We start from the raw sequence: 19,852 nt of genomic DNA, 5'->3' as shown, positions 1-19,852 counted from the left end.
GCCGTGTGCCGAGTGGTCGACCTGCGACAGGCGGTGCTCGCCAAGAACGACGGGGCCGCGCAGGCCCTGCGTGAAGAACTCACCGCCCGCGGAACGGCGGTGGTCAACCTGCTCTCCAGCCCGGGCAGCGGGAAGACGGCCCTGCTGGAACGCGAACTGACCCTCGCCCGGGAGCGGGGCGTGCCCGTGGCCGCGCTGACGGCCGACCTGGCGACCGAGAACGACGCGGTGCGGCTGGCCCGTTCGGGCGCGCCGGTCAAGCAGGTCCTCACCGACGGCCTCTGCCACCTGGAGGCCCACATGCTGGGCCGCCACCTCGACGGCTGGCTGCCCGAGGACACCCGGCTGCTCTTCGTCGAGAACGTCGGCAACCTGGTCTGCCCCGCCTCCTACGACCTCGGGGAGTCCCTCCGCGTGGTGCTCGCCTCGGTGACGGAGGGCGAGGACAAGCCGCTGAAGTACCCCACCGCCTTCGGCCTGGCCCAGCTGGTGCTGATCACGAAGACGGACATCGCGGAGGCGGTGGACTTCGACGAGGCCGCCTTCCGCGCCAACGTCCAGCGGGTCAACCCCGGCGTGGAGGTGCTCCGCACCTCGTCCCGCTCGGCCGAAGGCACCGGCCTCCTCCTCGCGCACGCCCTCCGCACCGCCGAAGGCACCCGCCCCCACACCCCGGTCATGTCCCACCAACCCCCGCCCCACACCCACGGAGCCCACACCCACGGCCACTCCCACGGGCCGGGCCACACCCACCCGGGACCCGGCCACGCCCGCGGGCACGTCCACGGTCCGGGCGCCGGGTACGTACACGACCACACCCCCAGCGGGCCCGCCGACGAGGCGGAACCCCGCTGATGGACGCGGCAGCTGAACGCCGCCGCGTCACCGTCCGCGGCGTGGTGCAGGGCGTCGGCTTCCGGCCGTACGTCTACACCCGCGCCACCGGACTCGGCCTCGCCGGCCACGTCACCAACACCCCCGACGGCGTCGTCGCCGAGGTCGAAGGGGCACCCGCGGCCGTCACCGCCTTCTGCGAGGGCCTCGCCGCCGCCGCCCCGCCGCTCGCGGTCGTCGACGCCGTCGACCACCACGCGCTCCCCGTCGCCGGCGGCGCCGGGTTCACGATCATCCCCTCCCGCTCCGGCGGCCCCGCCCGCACCCTCGTCCCCCCGGACGTCGCCACCTGCGCCGACTGCCTCGCCGAACTCGCCGACCCGGCCGACCGCCGACACCGCCACCCGTTCATCACCTGCACCCACTGCGGACCCCGCTTCACCATCGTCACGGGACTGCCGTACGACCGGGCCCACACCACCATGGCCCGCTTCCCGATGTGCCCCGACTGCGCCCGCGAGTACGCCGACCCCGCCGACCGGCGCTTCCACGCCCAGCCGGTGGCCTGCCCGGCCTGCGGGCCCGGGCTGCGCCTGCTCACCGGGGCACCGCCGCGCGAGAGCACCGCCGACCCCGCAGACCCCGTCGCCGAGGCCCGCCGGCTCCTCGCCGCCGGAGCGGTCCTCGCCGTCAAGGGCCTCGGCGGCTACCACCTCGCCTGCGACGCCACCCGGCCCGCGGCCGTCGCCGAACTGCGCCGCCGCAAGGCCCGGGGGGACAAACCCTTCGCCCTGATGGCCCGCTCCCTCGCCGACGTCGAGCACCTCGCCGAGATCGGCCCCGCCGAACGGGCCCTGCTCACCGGACCCGAGCGGCCCATCGTGCTGCTGCGCCGCCGCCCCGCGTCGGCCGCCGCACTCGCCGCCGAAGTCGCCCCGCGCAGCCCGGACCTCGGCGTGATGCTCCCCTACACGCCCGTGCACCACCTGCTGCTGGGCCTGCCCGGCGACCCGCCCGGGCCGCGCCTGCTCGTGATGACCAGCGGCAACCTCTCCGGCGAGCCCATCGTCACCGATGACGCCGAGGCCCTGGAGCGCCTCGGCCACCTCGCCGACGCCTGGCTCACCCACGACCGCCCCATCCACGTCCCCTGCGACGACTCCGTGGTGCGCGTCTGCGACGGCGAGCCGCTGACCGTACGCCGCTCCCGGGGCCACGCCCCGCTGCCGCTCGCACTGCCGCTGGCCGTGCCGCCCACGCTCGCCGCCGGGGGAGACCTGAAGAACGCCTTCTGCCTCGGCGAGGGCCGCAAGGCCTGGCTGTCCGCCCACATCGGCGACATGGACGACCTGGCCACCCAGACCGCCTTCGGACGCGCCGAGCGGCAGCTGGAGTCCATCACCGGGGTGGCGCCCGCCCTGTTCGCCGCCGACCGCCACCCCGGCTACCGCTCCACGGCCTGGGCGGCGCGCCGCGCGGGCGCCCGCCCCCTGGTCCGCGTCCAGCACCACCACGCGCACATCGCCTCCGCCATGGCCGAACACGGCCTGGACGGCGGCCGCCGCGTGATCGGCATCGCCTTCGACGGCACCGGGTACGGCGACGACGGCGCGGTCTGGGGCGGCGAGGTGCTGCTCGCCGACTACACCGGCCACACCCGCTTCGCGCACCTCGCGTACGTCCCGCTCCCCGGCGGCGACGCCGCCGTGCGGCGCCCCTACCGCATGGCCCTGGCCCACCTGTGGGCCGCCGGCCTCGGCCGGACCCCGGACCTGCCCCCCGTGGCCGCCTGCCCGCCCGGCGAACTGCCCGTACTGGAACGGCAGCTGGAACGGGGCCTGAACTGCGTGCCCACCTCCAGCATGGGGCGCCTCTTCGACGCCGTCTCCTCCCTGGCGGGCGTCTGCCACCTCGCCGGGTACGAGGCCCAGGCAGCCGTCGAGCTGGAGGCGGCCGCCCTCGCCGCCCCCGCGGGCGACCCGCACCCCGGCTACCGGTTCGCCCTGAGCCCCCCGCCACCCGGGACCCCCGGACCGTACACCGCCGACCCGGCGCCCGTCCTGGCGGCCGTCGCCGCCGACGTACGGGCGGGCCTCGGGCCCGGGCCGGTCGCGGCCCGCTTCCACGCCGCGGTGGCCGCCCTCGTCGCGGACACCTGCCTCGCCGCCCGCGCGGAGCACGGCCTCGACACCGTCGCCCTGACCGGCGGGGTCATGGCCAACACCCTGCTCTCCGCCGCCTGTTCACGGCTGCTGCGGGAGCACGGCTTCACCGTACTGCGCCAGCACCGGGTCCCCCCGAACGACGGGGGACTGGCCCTCGGCCAGCTCATGGTGGCGGCGGCCGCGGCCGGCCGCGCCACGGAACAACCACAGCAAGGAGGGGCCCATGTGCCTGGCGGTACCCGGCAGAGTGATTGACATCGGTGAGCGGGACGGCACCCGCATGGCCACCGTCGACTTCGGCGGCGTCGTCAAGGACGTGTGCCTGGAATACCTGCCGGACCTGAGGGTCGGCGAGTACGCCATCGTCCACGTCGGCTTCGCCCTCCAGCGCCTGGACGAGGAGTCCGCGCTGAAGACCCTGGAGCTCTTCGCCGAACTCGGCATGCTCCAGGAGGAGTTCGGGGACCCGTGGGAGCAGGCCGCCGAGGCCGGCGGCGCCCCCCGGCCCTTCACGGACGACGACCACGAAGAGGTCCCGCGGGAGGCGGCGCAGCAGTGAAGTACATCGACGAGTTCCAGGACCCCGGCCTCGCCCGCCGGCTGCTCGACGACATCCACGCCACCGTCACCCGCCCCTGGGCGCTGATGGAGGTCTGCGGCGGCCAGACCCACACCATCATCCGGCACGGCATCGACCAGCTCCTCCCCGAGCAGGTGGAACTGATCCACGGGCCCGGCTGCCCGGTGTGCGTGACCCCGCTCGAAGTCATCGACAAGGCCCTGGAGATCGCCTCCCGCCCCGGCGTGATCTTCTGCTCCTTCGGCGACATGCTCCGCGTCCCCGGGACCGGCCGGGACCTCTTCCAGGTGCGCGGAGAGGGCGGCGACGTACGCGTCGTCTACTCCCCGCTCGACGCCCTGCGCATCGCCCGGCAGAACCCGGACCGCCAGGTGGTCTTCTTCGGCATCGGCTTCGAGACCACCGCGCCGCCCAACGCCATGACGGTGTACCAGGCGAAGAAGCGCGGCATCACCAACTTCAGCCTGCTCGTCTCCCACGTCAGGGTCCCCCCGGCCATCGAGGCGATCATGAATTCGCCGAGCTGCCGGGTCCAGGGCTTCCTCGCCGCCGGGCACGTGTGCAGCGTGATGGGCACCGCCGAGTACCCCGAACTGGCCGCCCGCCACCGCGTCCCCATCGTGGTCACCGGATTCGAGCCGCTCGACATCCTGGAGGGCGTGCGCCGGGCCGTGCGCCAGCTGGAGCGCGGCGAGCACACCGTCGACAACGCCTACGCCCGCGCCGTCCGCCCCGAGGGCAACCCGGCCGCCCTCGCCATGCTGGAGGACGTCTTCGAGGTCACCGACCGCGCCTGGCGCGGCATCGGCGTCATCCCCGCCAGCGGCTGGCGGCTGTCGCCCCGCTACCGGGACTTCGACGCCGAACACCGCTTCTCGGTGACCGGCATCGACACCCGCGAGCCGGCCGCCTGCCGCAGCGGCGAGGTCCTCCAGGGCCTGATCAAGCCGCACGAGTGCGAGGCCTTCGGCAAGGCCTGCACCCCGCGCACCCCGCTCGGCGCCACCATGGTCTCCAGCGAGGGCGCGTGCGCCGCGTACTACCTCTACCGGCGCCTGGAGATCCCGACCGCCAAGACGGCACCGCTGGAGGCGACCCCCGTTGTCTGACACCGCACTGGACGTCTCGGGCTGGACCTGTCCGGCCCCCCTGCGCGACCACCCCCGCGTGGTGATGGGCCACGGCGGCGGCGGCGCGCTCTCCGCCGAACTCGTCCGGCACGTCTTCGCCCCCGCCTTCGGCGGCGAGGTCCTCGCCCAGCTCGGCGACTCCGCGACCCTGACCCTGGGCGGGGCCCGGCTGGCCTTCTCCACCGACTCGTACGTGGTGCGCCCGCTGTTCTTCCCCGGCGGCAGCATCGGCGACCTCGCGGTCAACGGCACCGTCAACGACCTCGCCATGAGCGGGGCCGCGGCCGCCTACCTGTCCTGCGGGTTCATCCTGGAGGAGGGCGTCGAGACCGCCACGGTGGGCCGCGTCGCCGAAGCCCTCGGCGCGGCCGCGCGCGCGGCGGGCGTGGAGGTGGCCACCGGCGACACCAAGGTCGTCGAAGTGGGCCACGGCGACGGCGTGTACATCAACACCTCCGGCATCGGCCTCGTCCCCGAGGGCGTGGACCTGCGCCCGCAGCGCGTCGTACCCGGCGACGTGGTCATCGTCAGCGGGGACATCGGGTTGCACGGCGTGGCCATCATGAGCGTCCGCGAGGGCCTCGGCTTCGAGGCGGACATCGCCAGCGACTGCGCGGCCCTGGGCGGCCTCGTGCAGTCCATGCTCGCCGTCACCCCCGATCTGCACGTCCTGCGCGACCCCACCCGGGGCGGCCTGGCCGCCGCCCTCAACGAGATCGCCGCCGCCTCCGGCACCGGGGTGGCCGTCCAGGAGGGCCGGGTCCCGGTCCCCGAGGCCGTGCGCAACGCCTGCGCGATCCTCGGCCTCGACCCGTTCTACGTGGCCAACGAGGGCAAGCTCGTCGCCTTCGTACCCCGCGAGCACGCCGACGCCGTCCTCGACGCCATGCGGGCCCACCCGCTGGGCCGGCGGGCGGCGGTCATCGGCGAGGTGGTCGAGGACCACCCCGGCCTCGTCGTGGCCCGCACCGGCCTCGGCGGCACGCGCGTCGTCGACCTGCCGATCGGGGAGCAGCTGCCGAGGATCTGCTGACTCCGGCCCGCCCGGGACTCCCGGGGCGGGCGCGGCGGGGTCAGGGCAGCTCGGGGATGAACGGCAGGTAGTCCTCCGGGCCGTCCCACGGCACCACCGCGTAGCTCGCCTCGGGCAGTTCGTTCCACACGCCCGGGAGGTCTCCGAGCGGCTCGGAGACCACCAGCCGCGTCTCGTCGGACACGGAGCGCAGGTACGGCAGCTCCGGGTACAGCTGGCGCACCGTCTCGGCCCGGCTGCTGTAGTACAGCGAACGGGACCTGCCCTGGCTGGAGTAGCGGAAGGCCCACACGCGCTCGCCCTCGCTGACCGCCACCGTCATCTGGAGCGGGTCCGCGACCCCGTGCTCCTTGCCGAGCCGTTCCACCAGGCCCGCCATCCGGGCGACCGCGCCGGGCGGGTCCTGGTCGAGGCCGAAGGTGACGGCCAGGTAGAACATCACCTCGGAGTCCGTCGAACCCTCGATGCAGGGGAACAGCGCCGGGTCCACGGCCATGCACAGGTCGCGCTGGAGCCGGTGGAAGTCGGTGATCGCACCGTTGTGCATCCACATCCAGCGGCCGTGCCGGAAGGGATGGCAGTTGGTCTGCTGGATCGCCGACCCCGTGGAGGCGCGGACGTGCGCGAAGAACAGCGGCGACCGCACGTGCGAGGCCAGTTCCCGCAGGTTCCGGTTGTTCCACGCCGGACCGATGTCCCGGAACACCGCGGGCGTGCCGTCACCGTCGGTGCTGTACCAGCCGATGCCGAAGCCGTCCCCGTTGGTGGACTCCACGCCCATCCGCGCGTGCAGGCTCTGGTCGATCAGCGAGTGTTCCGGCTGGTACAGGACGGCATCGAGCAGCATCGGGGAGCCGTAGTACGCGAGCCATCGACACATGTGCACCATCCCTCTCGTGCGCCACTCCGTCCGAGCCTAACCCGCCACGCGATCGCACCGCCTCCCGTTGCGCCGGGCGGGTGGCATCACCCGAGTCGTCCGCCGCACCGCCCCCGGCGGCCGCCGGATGCCGCGAACCTGTCCCTGCGACCGGGTGAGGGGGAGGCGTGTGAGGGGCAGGGTGCTGGAGTTCCTCCTGTGGTGGGCGGTCCTGACGGGCGTCACACTGCTGGCGATCACCACCCTCGACCCGGTGGAAGTGCTGGTGGCGGCCACCGGCGCGGCCGGGGCCGGCTGGGTGGCGGGCCGGCTGCGCCGGGCGGCCGGCGTCCGCGTGCGCGGCGCCGCCGGAGCGCCGCGCGCGGTCCTGGCGCTGCCCCTGGCCGCCGTCCGGGGCCTGGCCCGCCTCGTCCGGCTCCCCGCCGCCGGGCCCGCGGCCCGCCGCGGCCGGATCCGCACGGTGCGGCTGCGCGAGGGCGCCGACCCGGGATGGGCCGGGGTGCTGCTGGGCTGGTCCGCCGACACCTGCGTCGTCGACCTGCCCGAGGGGCGCCCGAGCACCGTCGTCCACACCTTCGCCGCCTCCCCCGGCGGGCCGGAGCGGGTGCTGGGCCGCCGAGGGGACGCCCGGTGAGCCCCGTACCGGCCGACACCTGGTCGGCGGCCGCCCTGGTACTGCTCGCCGCCGTCTGGCCGGCCTGCCTGTGGGCGGCGGCCCGGGGCAGCGCGGTACGCCGTCTGGCCGGACTGTGCCTGGCGGGCACGGCCACCGGCGCGCTCCTCCTGCTGCTGCCCATGGCCTACGGCCGCTCCTCGTACCAGGACCTCGCGCTCGTCTTCGCGGTGCTCTCCCCGGCCGGGGTCCTCGTCTTCACCCGGATCGCCGGATCCCGCCCACCCGACGGGGACGGCTGAGATGGCCGGAGCGGGCATCGCGCACCTCGCGGCCCACGTCCTGCTGTGGGCAGGCGTGGCCTGCTTCCTCGTCTCCGCGGCCGCCCTGCCCTTCCTGCCCGCGGGCCTCGCCCGGCTGCACGCCCTGGCCCCGGCGGGCGGCCTCGGCGTACCGCTGATCGCCTGCGCGGTGGCCCTGGAGCAGGGCATCGGCCGGGCCGCCGCGAAGACCCTCCTCATCGGCCTGCTCCTCGCCGCCGGATCCACCGTGACCACCATCGCCGTCGCCAAGGCCACCGCCGACGAGGACGAGGAGCACGCCCGGCATGGATGACGCCCTGACCGCCACCACCCTGCTCCTCGTGGCCGCCGCCGCCACGCTCGCCGTGCTCTGCCGCGAGCCCGTACGGCAGGCCGTGGCGCTCGCCGTCCTGGGCCTCGCGCTGACCCTGCTGTTCGTCGTGCTCCAGGCCCCGGACGTGGCCCTGTCCCAACTGGCCGTCGGCACGGCGCTCACCCCGCTGCTGATCCTGCTCACGGCCCGCAAGGTCCGCCGCCCGCCCGCCGAGCGGCACGAACGGGAGGACCGGACGTGAAGGCACGGGCCCGGGGCGCGCTCCTCGGCGGCGCCGCCGGCGTGCTCGCGGCGTTCTTCGCCGCCGCCTGCCTCGACCTGCCCGCCTTCGGCACCGACCGCCACCCCTACGGCGACCGCGCCGTCGCCGCCGCCCTCGCCCACCGCACGGCCAACACGATCTCCGCCGTGAACTTCGACCTCCGGGCCCTCGACACCCTCGGTGAGCAGTCGATCCTCTTCGTCACCGTCCTCGGCTCCACCCTGCTGCTGCGGCTCGCCCGCGACGAACACCGCGAACCGCCCCGCACCGAACGCGCCCTGCCCACCACCCGGCTCTTCGGCGCCGTCCTGCTGCCCGTCGCCCTGGTCACCGGCGTGTACGTGGTGGCACACGGGCAGCTCACCCCAGGCGGCGGCTTCCAGGGCGGAGTGGTCCTGGCCACCGCCCTCCACCTCGCCTACCTCGCCGCCGACTACCGGGTCCTCGAACGGGTCCGGCCGCTCGCCGCCCTGGACGTCGCCGACGCCCTCGCCGCGCTGTCCTTCACCGCGCTGGGCCTGGCCGGCCTCGCGGCAGGCGGAGCCTTCCTGGGGAACGTGCTCCCCCTCGGCACGTTCAACACGATCACCTCGGGCGGCACCGTCCCCCTCCTCAACCTCGCCGTGGGCATCGAGGTCGGCTCCGGGCTGATCGTGCTGCTCGCCCACTTCCTCGACCAGGCCGTCGAGATCACCGAACCCGGCCGCGGACGGCCCCGCCGCCCGGCCGCCACCGACCCGCAGGAGGAAGCGCGCTGATGGACGTCCTGCCGTTCCTGGCCGCCGGATGGGTGCTCCTGGTCGCCCTGTACGGCCTGGTCACCAGCCGCAACCTGATCCACGCCGTCGGCTGCCTCGCCGTCGCCCAGTCCTCCACCTACCTGATGCTGCTCGGCGTCGGATACCGGCGCGGCGCCACCGCCCCCGTCTTCGGGGACCTCCGGCACTGCTGTTCCTCGGCCTGCTCGTCGGCACCGTCCCGGCCGTCGCCGAGAGCCTGGGCCACGGGGCGGCGCTCTTCACCGACCCGGCCGGATACGCCGCCTCGGCCGGCGGCACCGGCGGGGCGGCCGCGGCGGCGGGGGAGGCCGTCGCCGCGGAGTGGACCCCGGCCGGCACCTGGCTCGGCCTGGCCTCCGCGGCCTTCGCCTGCCTGCTGGCCGCCGCCGCCGTACGAGGCCCCGAGCGGGCCCCGCGCAGGGCAGCGGCCGCCGTGCTGCTGCCGCTGCGCCGACTGCACTCGGGGCTGCTCGGCGACTACCTGGCCTGGCTGGCGGTGGGCATGGCCGCGCTCCTGGTCGCCGTCGCCCTCCAGATGTGAAGCGGGGCGCGGCGCTCGCTACAGGCGCTCCTCCATCCGGATCGCCGACTCCAGGTCCTCGTGGGCCTTCCCCTGCGCGCCCTCCTTGCCCTCCCGCTCCTCCAGGAGTGCCTCGGCGATCGCGTCGAGCTTGCGCTGGATCGCGTGCTCGGCGCGCCGCTCGGAGTTCTTCAGCAGGGCCAGCAGCAGCAGGGACACCGCGCCGATCGAGTCGCCGACCAGGTGCTGCCAGTCCGTGGGAAGACCCAGCACGTGCACGACGACGAAACAGGCCACCAGGGCCACGCACAGGGCGGAGAAGAAGGCGGAACTGGTGAAATTGGAGGCGAACTCGGCCAGCCGCTCGAAGCGGCCGGCCCGCCCGCCGTCCTCGCTCTTCTCCGCCGGATGACGGAAGACCATGCCGGGCGCCTGCCCGCCACGGCCCGCCGCACACCTACCGGCCGCCGCCGGAGTCGTCCGGCCAGCCGTACCCGGTGCGCGGGGCGTCGGGGGCGGCGCCCAGCGCGGCCAGGTCCTTGTCGGCGGCCCGGCTCAGCTGGCCGGCCAGGTCGCGCATCGCCCGGCTCGCCGCCAGCTCGTCACCGATCGCGGGGACCTCCACGTCCTGCGGATTGCACCGCGCCCGGCCCCGGCCGACGAGCGTGTCCTTCCCGGTCTCCAGCACCGCCCGGGCCTTCGTCGTACCGTCCTCCTCGATGAGGTAGACGCCGACCTTCCATTCCTCGGCGTGTGACATGGCGTGCCTCCTGACCTCACGGGGCCTCCTGCTACCAGGGTCTCACCAGGACACGTACAGCTCCTCCGGCGACCGGTGGATCAGGGTGGGCCGCATGCGCGGCGGCCGCTCCCCGTCCAGCCGCAGACCCGGCAGGCGGCGGACGAACAGGTCGAGGGTCAGGCGCAGTTGCTCGCGGGCCAGCCGGGAGCCGGGGCAGCCGTGGGGCCCGTAGCCGAAGGCCAGGTGCGGCCGTCCGGCGGCCCCGCGGCCGATGTCGAACGCGTCGGCGCGCTCGTGCCGCCGCCCGTCGCGGTTGGCCGACCCGTACGCCACCAGCACGGTCGCCCCGGCGGGCAGCCGGGTCCCGGCCAGCGTCACCGGGCGGGTGGTCCTGCGCCGGAAGGCCTGGACCGCCGAGTCGTGGCGTGCGGCCTCCTCCACCGCCGCCGGGACCAGGGACGGGTCGTCGCGGAGCATCCGCCACTGCCGCCGGTCGCCGAGCAGGTGCATCAGGGCGGTGGCGATGAGCGCGCTGGTGGTGAGGAAGCCGGCGATCAGCAGGTTCTGGAGGTTCGCCACCAGCTCGTGGCGCTGCTCCGCGGTCAGCGCGCCGGCCCCCGGGGCCAGGGCCGCGACCATGGCCGAGCAGAGGTCGTCCCGGGGCCGTTCGCGCCGCGCGCGTACGTATCCGTCCAGCAGGTGCTGAAGGGCGACCACGTCCCCGGCGGCCGCCACCTGCTCTTGCGGCGACAGCGGCCGGAACAGCAGCTCCTCCGCCCGGTAGCCGCCGTGCACGGCGGCCGGCACGTCCGCCGGGTCCAGCCCGATCAGCCGCCCGATCACCTGCCCCGGCAGCTGCCGGGCGTACGCCGCCACCAGCTCGACCGGCCCGTACGCGGGCAGGCCGTCCACCAGCTCCCGCGCGCAGGAGCGGACGTGCGGGAGCAGCGCCGCCACCCGGGCGGAGGACAGCCCCCGGTTCAGCGGTGCCCGGTGCCGGCGGTGGGCGGTGCCGTCGGAGGAGACGACGGTGGGCCGCGGCCCGAACCCGCCCGCCAGCACCCCGAGGACGGCGTCCGGGAGCGCGACGTCGGGGGTCAGGGCGTTCACCGAGGAGAAGTCCTCCGCGCGCAGCAACACCTCCCGTACGTCCCGGTCGCGCGCCACCAGCCAGGCGTCGAAGGCGGGCAGGTACGTCAGCCCCTCGGTCCGCCGGGCCCGGGCGTACAGCGGGTACGGGTCGCGGTACAGGTCGTCGCGCCAGGCGTGTCCCGGCGTCCGCTCGGGCAGGGTCACGAGGGCCTCCCGCCGAGCGGGGGAGCCAGCCTCGCCGGGGCCGGGCCGTCCGGCCGGACCGTGATGCCGTACTCCGCCCCGGCCGGGACGGAGTCGAACACCGGCACGTGGCGGGGCAGCAGCAGCTCCAGCAGGGCGGTCGACTCGCGCAGGGCGAACTGCGTGCCGAGGCAGGCCCGCGGGCCCATGCCGAAGGGCAGGTAGGCGCCCTGCCGGGAGGGCTTGGCGCCCGGGGTGGTGAACCGGCCGGGGTCGAAGCGCTCGGGGTCCGGCCACAGCTCCGGGTCGCGGTGCGTGAGGTACGGGCACACCAGCAGGTCCGTCCCCGCCGGGACGGCGTGGCCGGCGACGGTGTCGGCCACGGCCGCGTGCCGGGGCAGGATCCAGGCCGACGGGTAGAGCCGCAGCGTCTCGCTGACCAGCGCCTGCAGGGCCTCCCGGCGCTCCGGGGAGCCCTCCGGGCCGGCGGCGAGGGCCTCGTCGCGGGCCGAGGGGTGGCGGTCGAGGAGCAGGTACAGCCAGGTCAGGGTGGTGGCGGTGGTCTCGTGCCCGGCGACCAGCAGCGTGACGAGCTCGTCGCGCAGCAACCGGTCCGTGTACTCCGGGTACGTGTCGGACGCCTCCACCAGCACCTGGAGCAGCCCCGGACCCTCCGGGCCCGTCTCCCCGCCCCGGGCGGCGGCCACGGCGTGCCGGGCGACCGCGTCGATCCGGGCGAGGTCGGCGGCCACCGAACCCCGCGCCCCGACCTCGTCCGCGGGCAGGCTCGGCAGGGCCGCCACCACGGCCGCCACGGCGGTGAGTTCCCGCGCGGTGGCGTCGTCCAGGGGGTGGCCGGTGAGCGCGCGCCAGATGGTGTCCAGGGCGAAGCGGCGCATCTCCTCGCCGACGTCGAAGGCCTCCCCGCTGCACGCGTACCCGGCCCAGCGTTCCGCCGTGGTGCGGGCCGCGGCGGCGATCCGCCCCTCGTACCGGCGCATGCCCGTACCGGTGAACTGCGACTGGAGCAGCCGCCGTTGCCGCTTCCACGCGTCCCCGGTCGCCGCCAGGAGCCCGTCACCGATCAGCAGGCGGGCCCGGTGGGAGCGCTTGACGTACCCGTCGGGGTTGCGGGCCAGCACGTGCTGCACGGCCTCCGGCCCGGTCACCAGCACGGTGGGTTCCGGACCGATCCGCACGGCGGCGAGGCCGCCGAGCCGCTCGCGCGCCAGGCCCAGCAGCTCGATCAGCCCGCCCCCTCCGGCCCGCCACCGCTCGACGTCGGCGGCGTCGAGCTCGGGTACCGGCAGGCCCCCTCCGGAAGCCCCTCCCCGGGCGGGCTGCCCGGTAACGGCGTGTGTGGCCAAGGCTGTTCTCCTGTCCGGCAGAGGTCGGGCAGCACGGACTGTACGCGGGCGCGGGCCGGCGTACGAGGGCGCCTTGAGCCGACATCGCGTGGCCAACACGCCGTCGGCGGCTACTGGGGCGACCAGCGCTGTGAGGCGTTGCCGTTGCAGGAGTTGGTGACGAGGCCGCTGCTCATGCCCAGGTCCAGGCAGCCGCCGTTCCAGTCGTTGCGCAGGGTGCCGCCCGAGCCCGTGCGCCAGGTCCGGGCGAGGTCCTGGCCGCAGTCGCCCACGAAGACGGCCTGGCCGAGCATGTTGCCGTAGAGGCAGCCGCCCGTCTGCTGGTTGACCAGTTTGAAGCTGCCGTCGCCCTGGCTGCGCACCGTCCACCGGGCCGTGGAGTCGGAGCAGCTCCCGTAGTCGGAGGAGCCGAACACCTGGGTGATGCACTGGCCGTTGTCGCCGTTGCCGTAGCGGTGGGTGCCGGAGGCGGGGGGCTGCGGGGTGGGCTTCGGCGGCGTGCCGCCGCCCCCGGGCGTGCCGGCGGAGCCGCCGGGGCCGGTGGAACCGCCCGGGCCGTTCGGGGTGCCGGCCGTCGGGGCCGTGCCCGTGCCGGGCCCCGCGCCGGAGCCCGTGCCCGGTTCCGCGCCGGTGTTCGCGGCGGGCGGGGCCGGCTGGGCGCCCGGCCCCTGGCCCGGAGCCGGGGGCTGCTGCCCCGGCGGCGCGGAGGCGGGACCGGACGGGCTGCCGCCCGGCGCGGACGGCTGCGGGCCCGACGGCGCGGACGACGGGGCCGGGCCCGGGCCCTGGGCCCCGCCCGGAGCCGGGGAGGACCCGGAGGGCTGCGCGCCCGCCCGGGGCGGCGCGGTCACGTGCGGGATGTACTGGACGGCGATGGTGGTACCGCCGGCGACCACGACGACCGGGAGCACGGCCAGCAGGACCCTGGTACGGCGGCGCCGGTCGGGCCGGGCGGCGGCGGCCGGCGCCTCAGCCGGAGTCCCGGCATCCGGGGCGGGTTTCCCGCCGCCCAGCGGGAGCGTCGGTACGTCGATCTCCTGCACGTCCGCCGCGAACGCCGCCCGCTCGGCCAGCCGTCCGGCGACCGCCGCGGGCCACGACGGGGCCTCGAACGGCCCCTGCTCCGAGGCCCGTTCGAGCAGCTCGGCGGCGGTCGGCCGGCCCTCGGGGTCCTTGGCCAGGCAGGCCGCGACGACCTCCGCGAGGCCGGCGTCGATCTCCAGCAGCGGCTCCAGGTCGGGATCCTCGTGGACGATGCGGTACAGCACGCCGTGGCCGGACTCCTCGCCGAACGGCGGCCGGCCGCAGGCCGCGTACGCCAGCACCGAGCCCAGCGCGAACACATCGGTGGCGCCGCTCAGCGCCTTCGCCCCCGAGGCCTGTTCGGGTGCCATGTACGCCGGGGTGCCCACGACCATCCCGGTCCGGGTCAGCTGGCTCTGTTCGGCGGCCCGGGCGACCCCGAAGTCGATGAGGGTGAGCCCGTCGAGGGTCAGCATGACGTTGGACGGCTTCAGGTCCCGGTGCACCATGTCCAGCGCGTGCACCGCCGCCAGACCCTCCGCGGCCTCCCGCAGCAGCAGCCACAGCGCCCGCGCGGGCAGCGGCCCGCCGTGCAGGGCGAGCGCCTCGCGCAGGGTGAGCCCGGGTATGTAGGCCGTGGCGAACCAGGGGGGGTTCGCGGTGCGGTCGCTGTCGAGCAGCGGTGCGGTGGCCTTCTCGGGCAGCCGGGCGAGGTTGTCGAGTTCGTGCCCGAAGCGGCGCCGGAAGTCCTCGTCCTCGCCGACGACCGAGGCGAGGAGCTGTTTGACGGCGACGTACCGTCCGTCCAGGACCCCGAGGTACACCCGCCCCATGCCGCCGGCGCCCAGCCGGCCCGCCAGCGGCGTACGCCCGATCAGCCGCGGGTCGTCCGCCTCCAGCGGCTCGGCGCCGCTTCCCCTCAGCTCTAACACGTCAGCCCCGTCAGAATTGGAATGAGTTTCTAGAAATCTACCTGACGCGCCGCCATACTCCAGTGGTGATCCCGAACGAATTCCGCCCCATCGGGAGCGGCCACCCGGACTTCCCCCCGTTCCCGGAGCGCGTCGACCTGGCCGCCGCCCACCGGCGCGGGCCGGCCGCCGCCGTGGAGGCGAAGTGGGAGTGCGTGGCCCGGTCCTGGAAGTGGTCGACCGAATACGCCATGGTCCGCAGCCCGGGCAGGCGCCACCCCGGGATCGTCGAGCTCGTCGAGGCGGCCCGCGCCGTCCCGGAGCTGCGGCAGCTGTACCCGTTCACCAGTCACATGATCCTGAAGTTCAGTGCGACCACCACGATCCCGTACGTCACCCCGCTGCCCTCCGTCGAGCCGCTGGCCGACGGGCGGTTCCGGGTCCGCCACGGCCAAGGTGCCGGCGTCGTGGAGGAGTTCGGCACCCCGGAAGAAGCGCTCGCCCTCGTGCTGGCCCACCGCCCGGCGGACCTCGCGCCCGCCCGCCCGGGGGACGACACCCGCGGGCGATGAAGCGCCACGACGCCCGGGCCGGCCGGCCCGGGCGTCGTGATCAGAAGGGCGGGGACGCTCAGACCAGGTCGAACCGGTCCAGGTCCATGACCTTGCTCCACGCGGCGGCGAAGTCCTCCACGAACTTGCGCTCCGCGTCGTCGCTCGCGTACACCTCGGCCACCGCCCGCAGCTCGGAGTTCGAGCCGAAGACGAGGTCGGCACGGGTGCCGGTCCACTTCAGGGCGCCCGTCGCGGCGTCGCGGCCCTCGAAGGTGTTCCGGTCCGCCGAGGCGGGCTTCCACGTCGTGCCCAGGTCGAGCAGGTTGACGAAGAAGTCGTTGGTCAGCGTGCCGGGGGCGTCGGTGAACACGCCCAGCTTGGACTGCTGGTGGTTCGCGCCCAGGACGCGCAGGCCGCCGACGAGGACGGTCAGCTCGGGGGCGGACAGGTTCAGCAGGTTCGCCCGGTCGACCAGCAGGTACTCGGCCGGCAGGCGGCTGCCCTTGCCGAGGTAGTTGCGGAAGCCGTCGGCGGCGGGCTCCAGCGCCGCGAAGGACTCGACGTCGGTCTGCTCCTGGGAGGCGTCCACGCGGCCCGGGGTGAAGGCCACCTCGACCTCGTGGCCGGCGTCCTTGGCGGCCTGCTCGACGGCGGCGGTGCCGGCGAGCACGACCAGGTCGGCGAGGGAGACCCGCTTGCCGCCGGTCTGGGCGGAGTTGAAGGACTCCTGGACGCCCTCCAGGACGCGCAGCACGGCGGCGAGCTGGTCGGGCTCGTTGACCTCCCAGCCGGCCTGCGGCTGGAGGCGGATGCGGGCGCCGTTGGCGCCGCCGCGCTTGTCGCTGCCGCGGAAGGACGAGGCCGCCGCCCAGGCCACGGAGACCAGCTGGGACACCGTCAGGTCGGAACCGAGGATCCGCTCCTTGAGGGCGGAGATGTCCGCGGCGTCGACCACCTCGTGGTCGAGGGCCGGCAGAGGGTCCTGCCACAGCAGGGTCTCGGACGGGACCTCGGGGCCGAGGTAGCGCGCGACGGGGCCCAGGTCGCGGTGGGTCAGCTTGAACCAGGCGCGGGCGAAGGCGTCCGCGAACTGGTCGGGGTTCTCCAGGAACCGGCGCGAGATCTGCTCGTAGGCCGGGTCGAAGCGCAGCGAGAGGTCCGTCGTCAGCATCGTCGGCGCGTGGCTCTTGGACGGGTCGTGGGCGTCCGGGATGGTGCCGGCGCCCGCGCCGTCCTTCGCGACCCACTGCTGGGCGCCGGCCGGGCTGGTGGTCAGCTCGTACTCGTAGCCGAAGAGGTTCTCGAAGAAGTTGTTGCTCCACCGGGTCGGCGTCGTGGTCCAGGTGACCTCGAGGCCGGAGGTGATGGTGTCGGCGCCCTTGCCGGAGCCGTACGTGCTCAGCCAGCCGAGGCCCTGGGCCTCCAGCGGGGCGGCCTCGGGGTCGGCCCCCACATGGTCGGCGGGGCCGGCGCCGTGCGTCTTGCCGAAGGTGTGGCCGCCGGCTATCAGCGCGACCGTCTCCTCGTCGTTCATCGCCATCCGGCGGAACGTCTCGCGGATGTCGCGGGCCGCGGCGAGCGGGTCCGGGTTCCCGTTGGGGCCCTCGGGGTTGACGTAGATCAGGCCCATCTGGACGGCGCCGAGCGGGCTTTCGAGCTCGCGGTCGCCGGTGTAGCGCTGGTCGTCGAGCCAGGTGGTCTCCGGGCCCCAGTAGACGTCCTCGTCGGGCTCCCACACGTCGGCGCGGCCGCCGGCGAAGCCGAAGGTCTCGAAGCCCATCGATTCGAGGGCCACGTTGCCCGCGAGGACGAGGAGGTCGGCCCAGGACAGGCTCTGCCCGTACTTCTTCTTCACGGGCCACAGCAGGCGGCGGGCCTTGTCGAGGTTCGCGTTGTCCGGCCAGCTGTTGAGCGGGGCGAACCGCTGCTGGCCGGCGCCCGCGCCGCCGCGGCCGTCGCTGATGCGGTAGGTGCCGGCGCTGTGCCAGGCCATCCGGATCATCAGCGGGCCGTAGTGGCCGAAGTCGGCCGGCCACCAGTCCTGCGAGGTGGTCAGGGTCTCCTCGATGTCCCGCTTCACGGCCGGGAGGTCGAGGGCCGTGAAGGCCTCGGCGTAGTCGAACCCCTCGCCGAGCGGGTTGGCCACGGCGGGGTTCTTGGCGAGGATCTTCAGATTGAGGCGCTCGGGCCACCACTGGCGGTTTCCGCCGCCCTGGGTGGGGTGGGGGGCGCGCTCGTGCGCGACGGGGCAGCCGCCCGCGCCCTGTGCTTCGGCGTCTGCGACGACTGCGTCATGGTTCTCAGACATGCAAATCCTTCCGGACCAGGCGGATCACGCTGTTCAGGAACGGTCTTCTCAACCCTTGGCTATCAACGCGTCAGATCCTACGATCGACACAGTCCAAGTCAAGACGCAGACCAAGCCCGGATTCCGGCGGCTCCAGGAGGGCCTTCCGCGGCCCCGGGCGGACCGTCGAACCTGAGAGGGTGAGCCGACATGAGCGACCTGCTGGAACGGCTGCGCAGGCGCGGCTGGCGGTTGACGTCCCAGAGGCGCGTCGTCGCGGAGGTCCTGGGCGGCGACCACGTGCACCTGACCGCCGACGAGGTGCACGCCCGGGCCGTGGAGCGGCTGCCCGAGATCTCACGGGCCACCGTATACAACGCCCTGGGCGAGCTGGTCGCCCTCGGGGAGGTGGCGGAGGTCTCCACCGACGGCCGGGCGAAGCGCTACGACCCCAACGCGCACCACCCGCACCACCACCTCGTCTGCTCCGGCTGCGGCCTCATCCGGGACGTCCACCCCGCCGGGAACCCCCTCGCGGACCTCCCGGCGGGCGAACGCTTCGGCTTCTCGGTGTCCGGGGCCGACATCACCTACCGGGGCCTGTGTCCGTCCTGCACCGGCTGACTTCCGGCCCGCCGCTCCAGCGGCACTCCGTCAGGCCTCCGCTCGTGCTCTAGCGGTACGCGGCGAACGCCTTCGTGAAGGCCAGCGGCTCCTGGAGCACGGAGCTGCAGGTGGCGTCGGCGTGGCTGAGGGCGCCGGCGGCGCACTGCCGGTCGCGGGCCGACGACCACATCGCCAGCCGCCCGATCCCCTTCGCCTGGGCGAAGCGCACGAGCTCCGTCGCGTCAGCCACGCCGAAGACCTCGCTCGCCACGTCGTTGACCCCGATCATCGGGGTGACCGCCACCGCCTTCCAGGCCGCCGTGTCGGAGAGCCCGAGCAGGCCCTTGAGCTGGGCCTGCGTCGCGGTCGCCGCCTGGACCGCGTACCGGCCCATGTCCCCGGAGTACGCCGGCCCGTAGTCCATCGCCATGATGTTCACGGCGCCGATCCGTACGCCGTTCTCCGCGGCGTCCGCCAGCAGGGCCAGACCCGGCTGGGTCAGCCCCTCCGGCATCACCGGCAGGGTGAATGCCGCGTCGAGGCCCGGGTGGGACTTCTGCAGCCGGGCTATCGCCTGCGCGCGGCGGGTGTTGGCGGCGGTGTCCGGCAGGGCGGCGCCCTCGATGTCGAAGTCGACCTTGGTGAGCCGGTAGGCGTCGACCACCTTCCCGTACGCGGCGGCCAGTTCGTCGACGGTGGCGCAGTTCAGGGCCAGCTCGCGCCCGGCGGCGCCGCCGAACGACACCCGCACGTCGCCGCCCGCCTTGCGCAGCGCGCCGATCTGGGCCGCGACCTTGTCGTCGCCGAGCTGCGTGACCCCGCCCCACAGCGGCGTGCAGCCGCCGCCCGCGGTGACGAAGGCGAGGTGGAACTCCTTGACCCCGGTCCTCGCCGCCGTGTCGAGGAGGTCGTACGCGGGGTAGAACGAGGTGTCCACGTACGGGGCGAACCGCGCGCCGCCGACGGGGGCGCCGGTCGGCACGGCCGTCGGGGCCGTGGTGGCGGTGACCGTCGGAGCGGTTGTGGGAGCGGTTGTCGGAGGGCCGGTGGGCGTCGCGGTGGGCGCCGTCGTCGGCCGGCCGCTCGGCAGCGGCGTGGCGCCCTGGTCCACCGAGCACTTCACGGAGTTGATCAGGCAGCGGGTGGGGTCGCCCGGCGTCCCCGCGCCCGTGCCGCTCGCCACGAACCCGACGGTGACGGACGCCCCCGGCGCCAGCGCCCCGTTCCAGGCGGCGGGCTTCACGGTGACGCGCTGCCCGTCGACCGTGTGGGTCCCGTTCCACAGCGAGCCGATCCGCACCCCGGCCGGCAGGTCGAACTGGAGGGTCCAGCCCGACAGTTCCCGGCCGGTCCCGTTGGTGACCACGTACTGGGCGGTGTAGCCGCCGCTCCAGGAGCTGGACTTGGTGTACACGGCGCCGACGGACGTGGCCTGGGCCGTGCCGGTGAACGCGAAGGCCGCGCCCCCCAGCACCGCCGTCACCACGACCGCCCCCGCGGCCTTCGCCCTGCCGCTCGCCCTGCGCCGGTGCCCGCCCGTGCTGCTGCCCATGGAGTGCCTGCCTTCGTATGACCGGGGAGTTGGGTACGGGGCAGCACGCTAGCCGCCCGGAAACGGACATTCGTTCGCTTCGGGGCGCCGCCGGCGAGCCTTA

Annotated in this window: 20 protein-coding genes and 1 pseudogene; 13 read left to right on the top strand and 8 right to left on the bottom strand. The window is 74.9% G+C overall.

Annotation, left to right across the window (positions count from 1 at the left end; translation table 11 throughout):
* Positions 1-3 precede the first annotated feature (3 nt).
* The 5 genes from hypB to hypE are packed head-to-tail and all read left to right on the top strand — an operon-like array spanning position 4 to position 5,742.
* Positions 4-855, top strand: a complete 852-nt coding sequence (hypB, locus tag ACZ597_RS24400) for a hydrogenase nickel incorporation protein HypB (protein ID WP_471333788.1) — start codon at positions 4-6, stop codon at positions 853-855.
* Positions 855-3,254 carry a carbamoyltransferase HypF gene (gene hypF, locus ACZ597_RS24395; protein WP_471333785.1) on the top strand — a complete coding sequence of 800 codons (2,400 nt, stop codon included), beginning with the start codon at positions 855-857 and terminating at the stop codon, positions 3,252-3,254. Before hypB ends, hypF begins: the two co-directional genes overlap by 1 nt.
* Positions 3,223-3,558, top strand: coding sequence for a HypC/HybG/HupF family hydrogenase formation chaperone (locus ACZ597_RS24390; RefSeq protein ID WP_471333782.1), 336 nt, complete (start codon positions 3,223-3,225; stop codon positions 3,556-3,558). Before hypF ends, ACZ597_RS24390 begins: the two co-directional genes overlap by 32 nt.
* On the top strand, positions 3,555-4,688 hold the full coding sequence (hypD, locus tag ACZ597_RS24385; protein WP_471333779.1) for a hydrogenase formation protein HypD: 1,134 nt from the start codon (positions 3,555-3,557) through the stop codon (positions 4,686-4,688). Before ACZ597_RS24390 ends, hypD begins: the two co-directional genes overlap by 4 nt.
* Positions 4,681-5,742, top strand: coding sequence for a hydrogenase expression/formation protein HypE (gene hypE / locus ACZ597_RS24380; protein ID WP_471333776.1), 1,062 nt, complete (start codon positions 4,681-4,683; stop codon positions 5,740-5,742). The genes hypD and hypE overlap by 8 nt, the downstream gene beginning before the upstream one ends.
* Before the next feature lie 40 nt (positions 5,743-5,782).
* Here the strand turns inward: hypE and ACZ597_RS24375 are convergent, their stop codons facing one another.
* Positions 5,783-6,622 carry a class II glutamine amidotransferase gene (locus tag ACZ597_RS24375; RefSeq protein WP_471333773.1) on the bottom strand — a complete coding sequence of 280 codons (840 nt, stop codon included), beginning with the start codon at positions 6,620-6,622 and terminating at the stop codon, positions 5,783-5,785.
* Between the two features lie 169 nt (positions 6,623-6,791).
* On the opposite strand from ACZ597_RS24375, the gene ACZ597_RS24370 reads away from it, so the two are divergent.
* The 6 genes and pseudogenes from ACZ597_RS24370 to ACZ597_RS24345 all read left to right on the top strand — a co-directional run.
* Positions 6,792-7,256, top strand: a complete 465-nt coding sequence (locus ACZ597_RS24370; protein WP_471333770.1) for a hypothetical protein — start codon at positions 6,792-6,794, stop codon at positions 7,254-7,256.
* A complete protein-coding gene (locus tag ACZ597_RS24365) occupies positions 7,253-7,537 on the top strand; it encodes a monovalent cation/H+ antiporter complex subunit F (RefSeq protein WP_471333768.1) in 285 nt (94 codons plus the stop codon). The genes ACZ597_RS24370 and ACZ597_RS24365 overlap by 4 nt, the downstream gene beginning before the upstream one ends.
* Before the next feature lies 1 nt (position 7,538).
* Positions 7,539-7,850 carry a monovalent cation/H(+) antiporter subunit G gene (locus ACZ597_RS24360; protein WP_471333765.1) on the top strand — a complete coding sequence of 104 codons (312 nt, stop codon included), beginning with the start codon at positions 7,539-7,541 and terminating at the stop codon, positions 7,848-7,850.
* On the top strand, positions 7,843-8,112 hold the full coding sequence (locus ACZ597_RS24355; RefSeq protein WP_471333762.1) for a Na(+)/H(+) antiporter subunit B: 270 nt from the start codon (positions 7,843-7,845) through the stop codon (positions 8,110-8,112). Before ACZ597_RS24360 ends, ACZ597_RS24355 begins: the two co-directional genes overlap by 8 nt.
* Positions 8,109-8,891 carry an MnhB domain-containing protein gene (locus ACZ597_RS24350; RefSeq protein ID WP_471333760.1) on the top strand — a complete coding sequence of 261 codons (783 nt, stop codon included), beginning with the start codon at positions 8,109-8,111 and terminating at the stop codon, positions 8,889-8,891. The genes ACZ597_RS24355 and ACZ597_RS24350 overlap by 4 nt, the downstream gene beginning before the upstream one ends.
* A pseudogene (locus ACZ597_RS24345) lies at positions 8,891-9,073 on the top strand (NADH-ubiquinone oxidoreductase chain 4L); the annotation flags it as partial. The gene ACZ597_RS24350 and the pseudogene ACZ597_RS24345, both read left to right, overlap by 1 nt.
* Before the next feature lie 398 nt (positions 9,074-9,471).
* Here the strand turns inward: ACZ597_RS24345 and ACZ597_RS24340 are convergent.
* The 5 genes from ACZ597_RS24340 to ACZ597_RS24320 form a co-directional block, all read right to left on the bottom strand.
* Complete coding sequence (locus tag ACZ597_RS24340) at positions 9,472-9,855, bottom strand: hypothetical protein (protein ID WP_471333757.1); 384 nt, start codon at positions 9,853-9,855, stop codon at positions 9,472-9,474.
* A 34-nt stretch (positions 9,856-9,889) separates the two neighbouring features.
* Entirely contained in the window at positions 9,890-10,192 is a 303-nt protein-coding gene (locus ACZ597_RS24335; RefSeq protein ID WP_471333755.1) for a DUF1876 domain-containing protein, read from the bottom strand.
* A 42-nt stretch (positions 10,193-10,234) separates the two neighbouring features.
* Complete coding sequence (locus ACZ597_RS24330; RefSeq protein ID WP_471333752.1) at positions 10,235-11,470, bottom strand: cytochrome P450; 1,236 nt, start codon at positions 11,468-11,470, stop codon at positions 10,235-10,237.
* The gene (locus tag ACZ597_RS24325) at positions 11,467-12,816 is read right to left on the bottom strand and encodes a cytochrome P450 (RefSeq protein WP_471333750.1); all 1,350 of its coding nucleotides are present in this window, start codon (positions 12,814-12,816) and stop codon (positions 11,467-11,469) included. Before ACZ597_RS24325 ends, ACZ597_RS24330 begins: the two co-directional genes overlap by 4 nt.
* A gap of 110 nt (positions 12,817-12,926) precedes the next feature.
* On the bottom strand, positions 12,927-14,771 hold the full coding sequence (locus ACZ597_RS24320; protein WP_471333747.1) for a serine/threonine-protein kinase: 1,845 nt from the start codon (positions 14,769-14,771) through the stop codon (positions 12,927-12,929).
* Positions 14,772-14,836: 65 nt separating this feature from the next.
* On the opposite strand from ACZ597_RS24320, the gene ACZ597_RS24315 reads away from it, so the two are divergent.
* Positions 14,837-15,322: a DUF6193 family natural product biosynthesis protein gene (locus tag ACZ597_RS24315; RefSeq protein WP_471333744.1), complete on the top strand. Its 486-nt coding sequence runs from the start codon at positions 14,837-14,839 to the stop codon at positions 15,320-15,322.
* Between the two features lie 58 nt (positions 15,323-15,380).
* Here ACZ597_RS24315 and katG read toward each other — a convergent pair whose 3' ends face one another.
* Positions 15,381-17,612, bottom strand: a complete 2,232-nt coding sequence (katG, locus tag ACZ597_RS24310; RefSeq protein WP_471333742.1) for a catalase/peroxidase HPI — start codon at positions 17,610-17,612, stop codon at positions 15,381-15,383.
* A 189-nt stretch (positions 17,613-17,801) separates the two neighbouring features.
* Here katG and ACZ597_RS24305 point away from each other — a divergent pair, with 189 nt between their 5' ends.
* On the top strand, positions 17,802-18,215 hold the full coding sequence (locus tag ACZ597_RS24305; protein WP_471333739.1) for a Fur family transcriptional regulator: 414 nt from the start codon (positions 17,802-17,804) through the stop codon (positions 18,213-18,215).
* Between the two features lie 49 nt (positions 18,216-18,264).
* Here the strand turns inward: ACZ597_RS24305 and ACZ597_RS24300 are convergent, their stop codons facing one another.
* Positions 18,265-19,749, bottom strand: a complete 1,485-nt coding sequence (locus tag ACZ597_RS24300) for a glycoside hydrolase family 18 protein (protein ID WP_471333737.1) — start codon at positions 19,747-19,749, stop codon at positions 18,265-18,267.
* Positions 19,750-19,852: the final 103 nt, after the last annotated feature.

It is taken from the genome of Streptomyces sp. NPDC040718, from assembly GCF_055593565.1.
This window is presented reverse-complemented; position numbering and strand designations above follow the sequence as displayed.

Excerpts from the sequence above, each read along its gene's own strand:
- ACZ597_RS24360 (WP_471333765.1), top strand. The coding sequence starts at position 7,539 with ATGGCCGGAGCGGGCATCGCGCACCTCGCGGCCCACGTCCTGCTGTGG.
- ACZ597_RS24375 (WP_471333773.1), bottom strand. The coding sequence starts at position 6,622 with ATGTGTCGATGGCTCGCGTACTACGGCTCCCCGATGCTGCTCGATGCC.
- ACZ597_RS24390 (WP_471333782.1), top strand. The coding sequence starts at position 3,223 with ATGTGCCTGGCGGTACCCGGCAGAGTGATTGACATCGGTGAGCGGGAC.
- ACZ597_RS24300 (WP_471333737.1), bottom strand. The coding sequence starts at position 19,749 with ATGGGCAGCAGCACGGGCGGGCACCGGCGCAGGGCGAGCGGCAGGGCG.
- ACZ597_RS24335 (WP_471333755.1), bottom strand. The coding sequence starts at position 10,192 with ATGTCACACGCCGAGGAATGGAAGGTCGGCGTCTACCTCATCGAGGAG.
- katG (WP_471333742.1), bottom strand. The coding sequence starts at position 17,612 with ATGTCTGAGAACCATGACGCAGTCGTCGCAGACGCCGAAGCACAGGGC.
- ACZ597_RS24305 (WP_471333739.1), top strand. The coding sequence starts at position 17,802 with ATGAGCGACCTGCTGGAACGGCTGCGCAGGCGCGGCTGGCGGTTGACG.
- ACZ597_RS24340 (WP_471333757.1), bottom strand. The coding sequence starts at position 9,855 with ATGGTCTTCCGTCATCCGGCGGAGAAGAGCGAGGACGGCGGGCGGGCC.
- ACZ597_RS24355 (WP_471333762.1), top strand. The coding sequence starts at position 7,843 with ATGGATGACGCCCTGACCGCCACCACCCTGCTCCTCGTGGCCGCCGCC.
- hypF (WP_471333785.1), top strand. The coding sequence starts at position 855 with ATGGACGCGGCAGCTGAACGCCGCCGCGTCACCGTCCGCGGCGTGGTG.